Genomic DNA, 12962 nt, shown 5'->3' on the forward strand with positions numbered 1-12962 from the left:
ATTTCTGAAAGACAATTTTAAGATTTTCTCGGCCGTACCCCCTCGGCGCGAGTGAACACACAGCTAAAGAGACCACGGGAAGCCAAAATTTGCCACACACCATTCGCCTAGCTAGGCCACGCCATCCACACGGCAACGTGGCCCCACACCTTGCGATCATGGGCTCCGTCCAACGACAGACCGGAACCTTCACGCCTTCGCACCAGCGGCACCTTTAGTCACACTCACCAAGTACTGCCGCCGGTTGAGTGGATTGCTATCAGACCTCGACCGAGTCGGATATTCACCCCGCACCCGCTGATAATGGTCGAAACGGGTCTCCATCGCACCTTCTCCATGCGTCAGCGATGGCAGCCGGCGCGCAAGCGCGCCCGCTGAAGCGACCGGGAGCGCTCCAGCCAGAATCGACGTCTCCGAGACTTCCTCATTGGCATGAACCACCGCCCGCAACCCGGCCATAACCTGCCATACCGCAGGGAACGTGCCAGTGGGAACTTCCAGGTGGAACGCCTGCATCGGCTCAAACACAGCAGTGCGGGACCTACGCAAAGCGTCCATCAACACCAGCGGGGTCAAGTTGCGGAACCCACCAGCCGTCGATGACATGCGGCTGTCAAACGTCCCACCCATCCGACTCTGCCGCGCCCAATAACCACAATGGGTCATCGTGACCAGGCAGTCGGTTACCCGCCATCCATACAAGCCCTCTCGCAACGTCGCATGGACTGCCTCCTCTACTGCCCGAAAGAACGCTGGCGGCATCGAACCCAGCTCCACTTCCAAAGCGAATGCCACGCCTGAACCCACCGCAGCTGGCTCCACCCGCAAGCCGACGGTGCCCAAGAACGGATTGGAATCGGTGTTGATCACCTCAAGAGCCGTCCCCACTCCTAGGGGGCGCTCAATGCAGACCGTAGAGGTCTCCCGGAAATCCACCTCGACGCCATAGTCAGTAGCCAAGGTGGACTGAATGACTTCCTTCTGAACATCACCAAATAGCGACACATATGTCTCTTGCCGAAGGTCGTCTTGCCGCACATTGATCAAAGGGTCCTGCTCGGCCAGTTCTGACAAAGCGGCTCGCATTGTGCCCTTGAGGTCGGCTGAACGCGGATAAATCACCGTCTCCAACGTCGGCGGAGCGAAGTATCGCCGCGGGCCATCAACATTACAAACCCCCAGTTCATCCCCCACTCTGGCCTGCTCCAAACCAGATACAATCCCGATCTGACCCGCGCTTAGACGTGGACGCGGTACCACCGCCCCAGGCTCGATGACTTTCAGGCCCGTCACTCGCCCCTCCGCATCAGCGCCAATAGGCACCTGCTGACGCACATGGAGGCTGCCCGCAAAAAGCCGAACATAGGCGACCTTGTTACCGCGAGAAGTTCGCTCGACCTTAAACACGCGCCCCGACAGCGGCGCGTCGGCCTCACCCGAGGCCGACGGCAACCACCGCGTGATCGCATCGGGCAAAATCGAGATACCGGCACCGGTGTGGGCAGAACCAAAGTAGACAGGCGTGACCGCGCCTTGGCGAGACTGAGTTTCCAACGCGCCCAACAATCTGGGTCCCGTCCATCGCACCCCGTTGACGAAGTCGCCCATCAATTGCTCATCACTCACCGACAAGAGATCAATCAGTTCACAGGTAAGCCTTGGGTCCTCCGCCGAGTACGGGAAGAAACGCGCATTTGCCGTTCCCGCATTATGCACAGCGCCCATCGACACCATCGAAGGAGTCAGCTTGCGCGAGATCTGACCAAGAGTTCGGGCCACATCGGCACCAACCCGGTCGATCTTATTGACAAAAATGAGCGTAGGTATGCCAAGCCGACGCAACGTCCGCATCAAGATGCGTGTCTGGGGCTGTACCCCCTCCACAGCTGACACCACCAGCACGACACCGTCGAGGACTGCCAGTACTCGCTCAACCTCAGCGATGAAATCGGGGTGGCCGGGAGTGTCGATGATGTTGACCATGACACCGGCGCTGGCAAACGAGGCCACCGCCGACTTGATCGTGATGCCGCGCTGGCGCTCCAAGGCTAGCGAATCAGTCTGGGTGTTGCCTTGATCAACGCTGCCGATGTGGTCTATTGCCCCAGCGGTGTGGAGAAGCCGCTCGGTCAGGCTTGTCTTTCCCGCATCAACATGGGCCACGATTCCAAGGTTCAACGAGCAGGTCACAGGTCATTTCCTCACGATTGCCGAATAGTTGCATCTGTGTAGAAACAGCCTGTGCTCGCATGAATGAATTCCTCTCGTGGATGTTGTTAGAGCTCCTATCAGGTTTGTTTCCGTGGCGAGGATGGTGTGCTGTCAGTGCGTGGGGAGGCGGAGGCCCTTGTTCATACCCAGCGGGTATGGGCAAGGGCCGACAACGCGGCCAGGCGCGACATCACTCCACCGCAGTAGGAAGAGAAACCTGATAGGAGCTCTAAGGGGCAGTTAAGCAAAGATATTGGCCGTAGGGCAAACGGTTTTCAGTACTGTGGACGATACGAATGCGCTCCATCTGATCAGAGGGGAGGACCTCATGCCTGCGGTGGAAACACGCTTGGCGGCAACCGTCCTCGGAGCCGCGGACCCGCGCGCTCTCGGTGCCTTCTACTCGGCCCTGCTCGGCTGGGACATCAAACACAATGAGCCTGACTGGGTCACAGTACGGCCCGACGATGGCAGCGCGGGCCTGTCGTTTCAACGCGAAGTCGAATTCACGCCACCGGTCTGGCCACGCGGTGCAGCGGGGACCCAACGTATGCACGCTCACTTGGACATCGCCGTGCGAGACTTGGAAGCCGGGGTCGCCTGGGCCGAGGAGCTCGGAGCCTCGCAATCGGGCCATCAGCCGCAACCGGGCGTCTGCGTCATGGCCGATCCAGTTGGACACATTTTCTGTCTCTTCGCTGCCGAAACGCTCTAGCCCACAGCGGCCCTATTGCGCCTTCAGTGGAACGTAGACCTCGAAGAGAAGCTACGCACCCGAGCGAACCAATGGTCAGGGCCGTCACGGATATCTGCGCGAAACGAGTTCGGGACTGTATGCGCGCTGTTGCGGCGCATGGTCGATTAAACCCCGTGCGCAGGCGGGTTCGACGTTGTGCGGTCCCGATTCAGCACAGCCCGACATTTCGTGGAATCCCAGCTGCGCCCGAGGCCACATGGCCCAGCAGGCTCCGCGCGTCTCAGGACCATCCGTCTCGACAGCAGGCGAGGACGGATGTGACGAGCACGGCTGGCTGTTGCCTAGTTGGCCCCAGCTCGCCGCCGGATCGCGCTAAAGATGATCGTGCCAACGAAGAGAACGATTCCGATCAAAGCCAGCCACAGCAAGCCTTCGAAAACGAACCCGATGATCGACAACACTGCCCATGCAACGAGCAGGATAATAATGATTGTCCACATCTTCTCAGGTTACGCCTTTGGGGGCTTAAGCGAGGCAAATATGCTCAAAGAGCGCTACCATAAGAGTTTTCCATCCTTGAGGCTTATGCAAAAGGGACCATCATTATAATGTTCCCTTTTGCCTTATATGCGTGTTTTGGTGGGCCTGGCCGGGTGCTTCTCAAACCCTCGCAAGCCTCTGGTGGCGTTGATTCGCCGTGTTCTCAGGGGTGCCAAGCGTGCGAGGCCACGTCCTCCGCGACGGGAGATCGAGGATGCGCGGGGTGCGGTGGCGAAAAGTTCGCCCGTGGTTCAAACTCGTTTGAACGCCCAGAGTCGAGCGGAGTTGCCGGACGGCTACGCGGCTGGGGTGCCCGTGCGGGAGCCGGCGGAGCGGCTCGGCGGCCATCGCGAGACGGTTCGGGCGCCTGCTCGTCACGCTGGTCTTGCTCCTCGCAACGGACCGGAGCTTCCTCAGCATATGCGCGATGAGGCCGTGGCCCCGTATGCGTCGGGTTTGTCGCTGTTGAAGGTTGGTCGGCAACTCGGGATCGGCGACGAGACGGTTCGGGCTGAGGTGCTCGCTTCCGGCGGAACCCTCCGGCCCCGGGGTCGGCACACCGTTGTCGCCTGACGCGAACGCTCCGCGGCAAGGGTTCGCGCCCGCCTCGATGAGACAGGCGCGAACGGCGATGCCGGGGTGAATCAGTTGCCGGAAGGGTCGCCGTCGAGCGGGTAGTCGAGCTTGGCATAGGCCTCGGCGTATGACTGCGCCGCGGCGAGCATGATCGCGTCGAGCGTGCTCGTGGTCCGTTGCTTCGCGACGTGAATCTCGACTCCGGCGTCGTGCGCCCGCCTGGGCTCGGAGAGTCCGCGGTCGAAGGCGACCCGGTAGAGGGAAACAGCTTCGTGTTCCTTGCCGAGGTAATCGTGGACGGACGCCCACTCGCACAGGGCGTCTGGATCGTCTTTCGGCGCGCTCTACGACCAGGGTTTGCATGTGGTCGAGCATCGTGTCGGGTGCGGTGTCGTCTACCGATTCCCAGAACGACGCGATCGGGCGTCCCAGTCGGCCATCCATCCCGTCAACATCTCACGCAGTCGATGCTCGCGCGGCGATCAGCCTGTCCCTGTCAGTGCTAGGCAACTCGGGGTTCTGGCTACCCCGCTGTAGCCCAAGCAGGGTGGATGCATGACCGGTTCGCAAGCTCTGCTGCTGGTTGGCACCGCCAGATGTTTCGGGAAGGGGAGCGCCGTATGACGACCACTGTCGGTCCCGCACCTGATGCCGAGGTCGGCCAACCACCGGCTGCCGTGCCGCGGCGGAAGGCGGCGCTCGCGCTCTTCGCGTTGAGTGTCGGCGGGTTCGGGATCGGGTTGACCGAGTTCGTCATCGCCGGGCTGCTCACCGAGGTCGGCACGGATCTGGGCGTCACCATCAGCCAGGCCGGGCACCTCGTCGGCGTCTACGCGCTCGCGGTCGTGCCCGGCGCGTTGCTCATCACCCCGTTTCTCATGCGGCGGCCCCCGAAGTACGCGCTGGCGGTGCTGCTGGCGTTCTTCGTCGTGGGGAATCTGCTCTCGGCGTGGGCGCCGACGTATGAGGTGATGATGGCGGGCCGGATCGTCGCCGCGCTCGCGCACGGCGGCTACTTCGGCATCGGAGCAGTGCTCGCCGCCTCGCTCGTGCCCGCCTCGAAGCGGGCGTCTGCCGTGGCGGCCCTGTTCGCGGGCCTCACGATCGCGAACGTCCTCGGAGTGCCCGCGGGAGCGCTCGTGGGCCAGCAGTTCGGGTGGCGCACGGTGTTTTGGATCATCAGCGTCCTCGGCGTGGTCGCGCTGGCCGGGCTGATCGCTCTCGTGCCGAAGACGGAGCCGGAACGGGATCAGTTGCCTGTCGTCCAGCAGTTCCGGGCCCTGGCCCGCCCGCAGGTGCTCGCCTCACTGTTGACCACCGCGCTGGTGTTCGGCGGCATGTTCGGGGTGTTCACCTTCATCGAGCCGCTGCTGCGGGAGGTCACCGGTTATTCGGCCGCCGCGATCCCGTGGCTGCTGGTGATCTTCGGAGCGGGCCTGTTCGCGGGCAACATCCTCGGCGGCAAGGCCGCGGACAGGAACGCGGACAACGCGGTGCTGATCCTGTCGATCCTGCTGCCGATGGTGATCCTCGCCCTGGGTGCGGTCGCGGGCATGCCGGTGCCGGTCGCGATCGCGTTGTTCCTGCTCGGCCTGGTCGGCTTCGCGACCGTGCCGGGCCTGCAGGCGCGGGTGATGCGGCACGCGCAGGGGGCTGCGACCTTGGCTTCGGCGACGAACATCGCCGCGTTCAACCTCGGCAACACCATCGGCGTCAGCCTCGCCGGTGCCGCGATCGCCGCCGGCTACGGGCTAGTCAGCCCCACCATCGTGGGCGCGGGCCTCACAGTCATCGGCCTGGCGCTCATCGTCGTCGCGCGCGTCGCCGCACGGCACCGGGCTTCTTCATCGTCTCTCCACCTCACCTCGGCAACCTAGGAAGGCTGCACCATGCATCTCGATCTCGAAAGCCGCGTCATCATCGTCACCGGCGGCACCAGCGGCATCGGCCTCGCCACCGCCCACGAACTCGCAAGCGAAGGAGCGAACGTCGTGGCAGTCGCCCGCCGCGGCCCTGGAGACGGCGTACTTCCCGCATCGGCGCACTTCGTCGCCGCCGACCTGAAAGCACCGGACGCCGCGGCCCGGGTTGTGGCGAAAACCATCGAACGGCACGGCCGTATCGATGGGCTGGTGAACAACGCCGCCCTGTTCGATACCCGCGACTCGTTCGAGGCGATCGACGACGAGCTGTGGGAGTCGACGTTCGAGGTGAACCTGTTCGCCCTCGCCCGCCTCACCCGCGCCGTGATCCCGGCAATGCGGGACGCTGGCGGCGGAAGCATCGTGCACCTCGGCAGCGAAGCTGCCCGCATACCCGATCCGACGATGGCCGCCTACGCCGCGTCGAAGGCGGCGGTGCTGTCGCTGTCGAAATCGCTGGCGATCGAGTACGGGCTGGCGGGTATCCGCTCGAACGTCGTGTCACCCGGCCCGACTCGCACCGCGCTGTTCGACGCCCCGGGCGGGTTCGCCGAGCAGCTCGCCGCGCGCTTCGGCACCGACCCCGACACTGCGGTCGACCGATTCATCCGAGAGGAGCGCCGCCTGCCCACCGGCCGAATCGGCCGACCCGAGGACGTCGCCGGAGTGATCGCATACCTGCTCTCACCACAGGCGGGGCAGGTGACGGGTGCGGAGTGGTCGGTCGACGGCGGCGCACTGCGCCAAATCTGACCGGACCCATCATGACCACGATCACTGCCCCTGAAACGACGCTCTCCAGTGCTGTCGCATCCGATGGCGCGCCGGTGCCGCTCCTCGTGCATCGACCGGAGAGCCCGCGCGGCTGGATCGTCTGGGCGCACGGCGGTTCCTGGCAGTACGGCTCCGCTGCCGCCTGGGCGCCCGTCACCGGCGGGCTCGCATCCCTGTCGGGGTGGGCGGTCGTCTCCGTCGAGTACCGCCTCGCGCCGGAGCACCGGTTCCCGGCCGCGGTGCTCGACGTGCTTGCAGCACTCGCCTGGGCCGACCGTCGATCCGACGGGTTGCCGGTGGCCGTCGGGGGCGACAGCGCCGGCGGCACAATCGCCGCCTCCGCCGCGCTCGCCCGGCGCAATACCGGCGACCGGGTGCCGGCCCAGGTGTTGGCGTATCCGCCGCTCGATCCCGAATGCGCCCGCCCTTCCCATCGGATCGGGTCTGGCGCGTTTCCGAACCGGGAGGACCTGCGTGCGGCATGGCGACTCTGGCTGGACAGCACTCCCGAGCCGACGATCCTGCCCACTCCACTGGAGGCTCCGAGTCTTGCTGGGCTGGCCCCGGTGTCCCTGGTCGTCGGCAGCGACGATCCGGTTCGCGACGACGTGATCGTCTACGCCGACCAGCTCCGCGCCGACGGCATCCCCGTGACGTTGGAGGTGCTTCCCGGCGTCGGGCACGCCGACCTGCTCAGCCCTCGCAGCCGCGCGCTCGCGGCGGTGGCCGCGGCACTGTCCGAACTATCCACTCCGAGTCCTCAACCGAATCACCTGGAAGGAACCCCATCATGACTACCATTCCCGTGCCGCTTGAGGCGTTGACCCGTCACTTCATCGACCTGCGGGACAGCAACCATTTCGGCCACGTCACCCGCACCGGCAAGGAGACCGCCTTCGGAGAAGCCGTCCAACTGCTCGACGGCCCGGCCCGACAGGTGCTGGCAGAGTTCAACGAGCATCTCCTTGCCGGCACGGGGAAGATCGAGGTGACCGGTCTGCACCGTGACCAGCGTGGCGGGCTCATCGCCTCCTGGCTGCTGACCTGGCCCGAACAGCGCGCCGCCAACCTCGCCCCCATCAGCCTGATCGCGACCTACGGCGCCGGGTTCCACCACCCGCACCTGCGCGGCGCGACCATCGGCGAGTGGCCGCTGAACGTCGCCGAGCCCGAGCACGCCGAAGAGCTGGTGCCGGTGCTGCGCACGATCGCCGGCGCCGATATCCACAACCTCGTCTTCCAGGTCGGCGGCGACTGGCGCATCATCCCCGCCCTCCACCCCGCAAACGCCGAGAAGAAGTCAGCATGAGGGTCTCGATCCTCGACCAGGTACCGATCACCGAACACACGCCGACGCCAGCGGAGGCCGTCACGAGCGGCCTCCGCCTCGCCCAGGAAGCGGAAGCGCTGGGGTATCACCGGATCTGGTTCGCCGAGCACCACCGCTCGGCCTCGTTCGCGAGCACCGCACCGGAAATGATGACCGCCCTCGCGCTGGAGCGCACTCGGCGTATTCGGGTCGGCACCGGTGGCATTCTCCTCCCGCTGTATCCCGTCCAGAAGATCATCGAGGTGATGAGCCTGCTCGGGCAAGTGCACGGTGATCGGATCGATACCGGAGTTGGGCGTGCTGCCTTGGACGACCCGGACTACGGGGAGAAGATCGCCGCCCTCGCCCACGCCCTCGGCACACAGCATCCGTCAAGGGACGGTGAGCCGGATGGCCGGGTCTGGGTGCTCGGCGCAGGCGGCTCCGCCTCACCCCTCGCCGGCCTCGCCGGCGCCGGATATGCGCACGGACACTTCTTCGTGCCCCGCGGCGGCGAAACCGCGATGTCTGCCTACCGTGCAACGACCGCCGAGCATGGTCATGGTGCGCATACGGTGCTGGCGGTGCGCGTGGTCACCGCCGAGACGCGCGAACGCGCCCAAGAGCTGGCGGATGCGACGCTGCTGTGGCGGGCACGCAAAGACCTCGGCTTCGTCGGGCCAATCCCGTCGGCCGAGACCACGCTGCGGCACGAGTGGACCGATGCTGAGCACACCCGCGCGAAAGCCCGATCCCAAGCGATCATCACGGGCACGCCCGACCAAGTGAGCACCGAACTCACGGCACTGGCCGAAGCGCACAACACGGACGAGGTCATGATCAACACCCTCACCAGCGACCCGAACGACCGACTGACCTCGTACCGGATGCTGGCCGAACGCCTCATGGAGTGATCGTCACGGTCACCGCACGAAGAAGCGCTCCCAGAGATGATCCTGGGAGCGCTTCTTCACTGTGCGTCGGACGACCGGTTACAAGGCCGAGGTCAGTAGCCGCAGCGCGGCGAACGACGCGCTGCCGGGCTCAGCGGTGTGGGTGAGGATACGTTGCCCGTTGCCCTCAGGCAGATGCAGCACCTCATAGCCCAGCTCCAGCTCCCCGACCTTGGGATGGCGGAATCGCTTCGCTCCGCTCGTGCACAGCCGAACGTCGTGGCCGGCCCAAAGACGGGCGAACTCAGGGCTGTTCATGCTCAGCTCCCCGACCATTTCGGCCAGGCGCATGTCGTCGGCGAACTGCGCCGCGACGTAGCGCAAGGAGGCGACAGCGAGGGCAGCTTCGTCGGTCCAGTCGACGTAGAGGTCGCGGGTGTGCTCGTCGAGGAACAGCAGCTTCAACTGGTTCGGACGATTCTCTTCCCACGAGGGCGCATCGCAATCGAGGTGCCCAGCGAGTAGGAGGTGGCCAGCCCGGTTCCAGGCGAGGATGTCGTTGAACCGGCCCAGCAGCACCGCGGGCACATCGCCCATCGAGTGCAACAGTTGCGCCGCGCCGGGCTTGGCCACCTCCGGCTTCGACGCCTGCGGTCGCTTCACCGGGGCGGGGTGCGCCAGCGCATACAGATGCGCCCGTTCGTCGTCGTCGAGCTGGAGGGCACGCGCGAGCGCGTCGATGATGGCATCCGAGGCGTTCTGCGACTGCCCCTGTTCCAGCCGGGTCAGATAGGTCACCGAGACTCCGGCCAACTGCGCGAGTTCCTCCCGGCGCAGGCCGGGAACGCGGCGGCGTCCGTAGCTGTTGACGCCGACCTCGTCCGGGGTGATCCGGTCGCGACGCGAGCGTAGGAACTCGCCCAGCTCGGTGACCGGGCCATCGGTATCAGTGGACTGCGGTAGTGCCATGCCATCTATTGTCCCGCACGCGTACCGGCGGAGCCTGACCCTGTCAGTGCTAGGCAACCGCAGGCCACTCAAACCGGGGATCTGGCTACCTCGTTCGCATCGTCCGATTCTGGATGTCATGAGCCAAACAGACACCTCACCACCACCCAGTACCGCATCGACACCTGTTCCGGCGGAGCGGTTCACCGCAGCCCAGAAGATCGCCATGGCGGTCCTGCTGACGGCGAACTTCACCCTCGCGGTCGACTTCTCGATCCTCAACGTCGCCCTGCCGCACATCGGCACCGAGCTCGGCTTCGCCACCTCTGCCCTGCAATGGATCGTGACCTCCTTCGCGCTCTGCGCCGCCGGATTCACGCTCTTCTTCGGCCGCGTCGCTGACCTGTTCGGCCGCAAGCGGCTGTTCATGATCGGGATCGTGCTGCTCGGCGTCTCCTCCCTGGCCGGCGGACTCGCGACCGAGCCCGTGCTGCTGCTCATCGCCCGCGTCGGCCAGGGCATCGCAACCGCGATGGTCACCCCCGCCGCGCTCTCGCTCATGACCACCATGTTCCCCGAAGGCCCCGCCCGATCCCGAGCCCTCGGACTCAACGGCGCGCTTATGGCCGCTGGCTTCACCGCGGGCGCCGTGCTCGGCGGGCTGCTCACGGGGGCCGTATCGTGGCGGTGGGCGTTCTTCATCAACGTCGCAGTCGCCCTCGTCGTGATCGTGATCGCCCCGTTCGTGCTGCGCGAACCCGCCCGTGGCCCCCGTCCCAAGCTCGACGTGCCCGGCGCCGTCACGATCACCCTCGCGCTGGTCGCGCTCGTGTTCGGGATCGACACCGCCGGTCACAACGGCTGGACGCACCCCGGCACCTGGGGTCCGATCCTCGCCGCCCTGATCCTGTTCGCCGTGTTCCTGAAGATCGAGGGCCGCGTCACCGAGCCCCTCGTCGCACCGGGCCTACTGAAGCGCTCGAATATCGGCTGGGGCAACACCGCAGGCCTCCTCGCCTTCGGAACCTTCACCTCGCTCGTGTTCCTGCTAACCCTCTACCTGCAGCAGATCCTCGGCTACTCCGCGATCACCGCGGGCCTGATCCTGGGTGTGCTCGGCATCGGCACCGTGATCGGCGGCCTCATCGCCCCGAAGATCATCGGCAAGACCAGCGCCAAGACCGCGATCGTCGTAGGCCTCGTAGTACAGGCCGCCGCGACCGCGCCGCTCGCGTTCGCGGGCGACAGCCGCGTCTGGCTGGTGCCGGTGCTGATTCTGACGTTCGTCGGCGGGATCGCGAACCTCGTCGCGATCGTCGGCTACGTCGTCGCCTCCACCTCCGGCGTCCCCGCCAACCAGCAGGGCCTCGCCACCGGCCTCGTAACGATGAGCCAGCAGGTCGGCATCGCCCTCGGCACCCCCGTGATGTCGGCGATCGCCACGGGCATGGTCGCCGCGACGCTGCTGCCCGGGTTGCAGCTCGCGATCGGCGTCAATGCTGTGATCGCGATCGGTGCGGCGATCCTCATCGCAGTCTCCCTACGCCTGCCGAAGACACCTGCTCCGCTCACGACACCGCAACCAGCCGGCGTAGCCGCCTAGCGACATCCCCCTCAATCATGGACGCCCTGCGAGCTCCCGGCCTGATCAGGAGCTCGCAGGGCGTTCACCTATGGCCGGACTGATCGTGATGTTTGAGCCCGTATTCGCGCGAACCAGCACGATCCACCGACCTGTCGGCCCGGTCGCCTACGACTGTGTGACGCTCATCGTGATCCGGTCGGGGTCGGCGATCCTGTACTCCGAATTCGGCGGAAAAGTTCGCTACAAAGGTGAAATCTATAAGGGTAAGCATGAACCACTAATTGATGCCGCAACGTTCCATCGAGTGCAGGAGATAATCGAGTCACGGGCACCTATTCGTGAACGACGATGGCATCACTTCATCAAAGGGCTAGCTTGGTGCAATCGCTGCGACAACCGTTTGATATACGAACGCGGCAAGAACCCTCGTGGAGTCATCTACTTCTACTTTCAGTGCCGAGGCCGTCGACTATCCAATTGTGACCTTCCTTGGCTGCGAGAAACCGACGTCGAGAAAGAAATTGAGAGCCACCTGGCCACTGTCCAGATTCCTCACCAATACGCTGAAGAGCTTCAAGATGCGCTCACAGAGGCCCATGCCAGCCGCAGCGGCCTCGCAAAAGCACACAAGAAAAACCTCGTTCGCGAGAAGCGTGAACTGGAACGACGACACGTCGAACTAGTCAAGCTCGTTGGCCACCCAAAGTGGCCCGCCGAAGTACTGACCGGGCAAGTTGCTGAGGTGACAGATCAACTCGACACGATCAAGGCTCAGCTAGAGACGTGCCAGCAGCTCGACATTCAATCCACCAAAGAGTCGCTGCAAATCGTACTTGAGTTGCTGCGGACACCCAGAGAAACGTACAAGCGCGTCCAAGAGGTCGGCAAGACCCTCATGCTGAAGGCAATCTTTGACAAGATCTGGCTTGACGCCGATGACGAAACCAAGACCCCCTACACCGTGAGAGACCGTCTCGGCCCAGTCACTGAACCACTCCTACCAGCGACCCGATCTCCACAAGAAAGGGCCGCCAAACGTGGCGGCCCCATGCTCACACCCTCGAAGTTCACCTTCAAAGGTCAGTGTTCGGATAAGAACTTTTTGGTGGACGATACTGGGATCGAACCAGTGACCTCTTCCGTGTCAGGGAAGCGCTCTCCCGCTGAGCTAATCGTCCAAGTCTTCGTTGAGGTGGAGACGGGATTCGAACCCGTGTAGACGGCTTTGCAGGCCGCTGCCTCGCCTCTCGGCCACTCCACCAACGCACTTGCGCGGTTTCCGAGCGGAAGACGGGGTTCGAACCCGCGACCTACACCTTGGCAAGGTGTCGCGCTACCAGCTGCGCCACTTCCGCATATCGCCCTGCGAGTTTACAACCCCGCGTTGGCAACGGGAAAACCTTAGCTCACTACTCACCGCGCGCCTAACTCGGGGTGGCCCCAGTCTAACGGCTGGAGCCGGACGTGGGCTTTCCGGTGCATATTTGCCACGGGCGCGCCACTCATC

At 64.7% G+C, this 12962-nt stretch carries 12 protein-coding genes, 3 tRNA genes and 1 pseudogene; 9 read left to right on the forward strand and 7 right to left on the reverse strand.

The window, feature by feature from the left end; translation table 11 throughout:
* Nucleotides 1-189: 189 nt before the first annotated feature.
* The gene (locus JQS30_RS09700; protein WP_213170089.1) at nt 190-2190 is read right to left on the reverse strand and encodes an elongation factor G; all 2001 of its coding nucleotides are present in this window, start codon (nt 2188-2190) and stop codon (nt 190-192) included.
* 349 nt (nt 2191-2539) lie between these two features.
* On the opposite strand from JQS30_RS09700, the gene JQS30_RS09705 reads away from it, so the two are divergent.
* Nucleotides 2540-2926 (forward strand): VOC family protein, encoded by a 387-nt coding sequence (locus JQS30_RS09705; RefSeq protein ID WP_213170090.1) that lies wholly within the window; start codon nt 2540-2542, stop codon nt 2924-2926.
* Nucleotides 2927-3249: 323 nt separating this feature from the next.
* Here JQS30_RS09705 and JQS30_RS09710 read toward each other — a convergent pair whose 3' ends face one another.
* Nucleotides 3250-3408, reverse strand: a complete 159-nt coding sequence (locus JQS30_RS09710; RefSeq protein ID WP_213170091.1) for a hypothetical protein — start codon at nt 3406-3408, stop codon at nt 3250-3252.
* 286 nt (nt 3409-3694) lie between these two features.
* On the opposite strand from JQS30_RS09710, the gene JQS30_RS09715 reads away from it, so the two are divergent.
* Nucleotides 3695-4021, forward strand: a complete 327-nt coding sequence (locus tag JQS30_RS09715) for a hypothetical protein (RefSeq protein ID WP_213170092.1) — start codon at nt 3695-3697, stop codon at nt 4019-4021.
* Nucleotides 4022-4092: 71 nt separating this feature from the next.
* Here the strand turns inward: JQS30_RS09715 and JQS30_RS17835 are convergent, their stop codons facing one another.
* Nucleotides 4093-4341, reverse strand: a complete 249-nt coding sequence (locus tag JQS30_RS17835) for a tetratricopeptide repeat protein (RefSeq protein WP_213173033.1) — start codon at nt 4339-4341, stop codon at nt 4093-4095.
* A 303-nt stretch (nt 4342-4644) separates the two neighbouring features.
* Here JQS30_RS17835 and JQS30_RS09725 point away from each other — a divergent pair, with 303 nt between their 5' ends.
* The 5 genes from JQS30_RS09725 to JQS30_RS09745 are packed head-to-tail and all read left to right on the forward strand — an operon-like array spanning nt 4645 to nt 8943.
* Nucleotides 4645-5901 carry an MFS transporter gene (locus JQS30_RS09725; protein ID WP_213170093.1) on the forward strand — a complete coding sequence of 419 codons (1257 nt, stop codon included), beginning with the start codon at nt 4645-4647 and terminating at the stop codon, nt 5899-5901.
* A gap of 12 nt (nt 5902-5913) precedes the next feature.
* Nucleotides 5914-6699 carry an SDR family NAD(P)-dependent oxidoreductase gene (locus JQS30_RS09730; RefSeq protein WP_213170094.1) on the forward strand — a complete coding sequence of 262 codons (786 nt, stop codon included), beginning with the start codon at nt 5914-5916 and terminating at the stop codon, nt 6697-6699.
* Nucleotides 6700-6710: 11 nt separating this feature from the next.
* Complete coding sequence (locus JQS30_RS09735) at nt 6711-7514, forward strand: alpha/beta hydrolase (protein WP_213170095.1); 804 nt, start codon at nt 6711-6713, stop codon at nt 7512-7514.
* Nucleotides 7511-8029: a hypothetical protein gene (locus tag JQS30_RS09740; protein ID WP_213170096.1), complete on the forward strand. Its 519-nt coding sequence runs from the start codon at nt 7511-7513 to the stop codon at nt 8027-8029. The genes JQS30_RS09735 and JQS30_RS09740 overlap by 4 nt, the downstream gene beginning before the upstream one ends.
* Complete coding sequence (locus JQS30_RS09745) at nt 8026-8943, forward strand: LLM class flavin-dependent oxidoreductase (protein WP_213170097.1); 918 nt, start codon at nt 8026-8028, stop codon at nt 8941-8943. Before JQS30_RS09740 ends, JQS30_RS09745 begins: the two co-directional genes overlap by 4 nt.
* Nucleotides 8944-9021: 78 nt before the next feature.
* Here the strand turns inward: JQS30_RS09745 and JQS30_RS09750 are convergent, their stop codons facing one another.
* A complete protein-coding gene (locus tag JQS30_RS09750) occupies nt 9022-9891 on the reverse strand; it encodes a helix-turn-helix transcriptional regulator (RefSeq protein WP_213170098.1) in 870 nt (289 codons plus the stop codon).
* 118 nt (nt 9892-10009) lie between these two features.
* On the opposite strand from JQS30_RS09750, the gene JQS30_RS09755 reads away from it, so the two are divergent.
* Nucleotides 10010-11473, forward strand: a complete 1464-nt coding sequence (locus JQS30_RS09755) for an MFS transporter (RefSeq protein WP_213170099.1) — start codon at nt 10010-10012, stop codon at nt 11471-11473.
* 88 nt (nt 11474-11561) lie between these two features.
* Nucleotides 11562-11978: pseudogene (locus JQS30_RS17840) on the forward strand (recombinase zinc beta ribbon domain-containing protein); the annotation flags it as partial.
* A gap of 580 nt (nt 11979-12558) precedes the next feature.
* On the opposite strand, the gene JQS30_RS09760 reads toward JQS30_RS17840, so the two are convergent.
* The 3 genes from JQS30_RS09760 to JQS30_RS09770 all read right to left on the reverse strand — a co-directional run bounded on the left by JQS30_RS09760 (nt 12559) and on the right by JQS30_RS09770 (nt 12810).
* A tRNA-Val gene (locus JQS30_RS09760) sits at nt 12559-12633 on the reverse strand.
* 12 nt (nt 12634-12645) lie between these two features.
* Nucleotides 12646-12716, reverse strand: a tRNA-Cys gene (locus JQS30_RS09765).
* Between the two features lie 21 nt (nt 12717-12737).
* Nucleotides 12738-12810 (reverse strand) — tRNA-Gly (locus JQS30_RS09770).
* Nucleotides 12811-12962 lie beyond the last annotated feature (152 nt).

The sequence above is a fragment of the Natronoglycomyces albus genome (assembly GCF_016925535.1).
GTDB lineage: Bacteria > Actinomycetota > Actinomycetes > Mycobacteriales > Micromonosporaceae > Natronoglycomyces > Natronoglycomyces albus.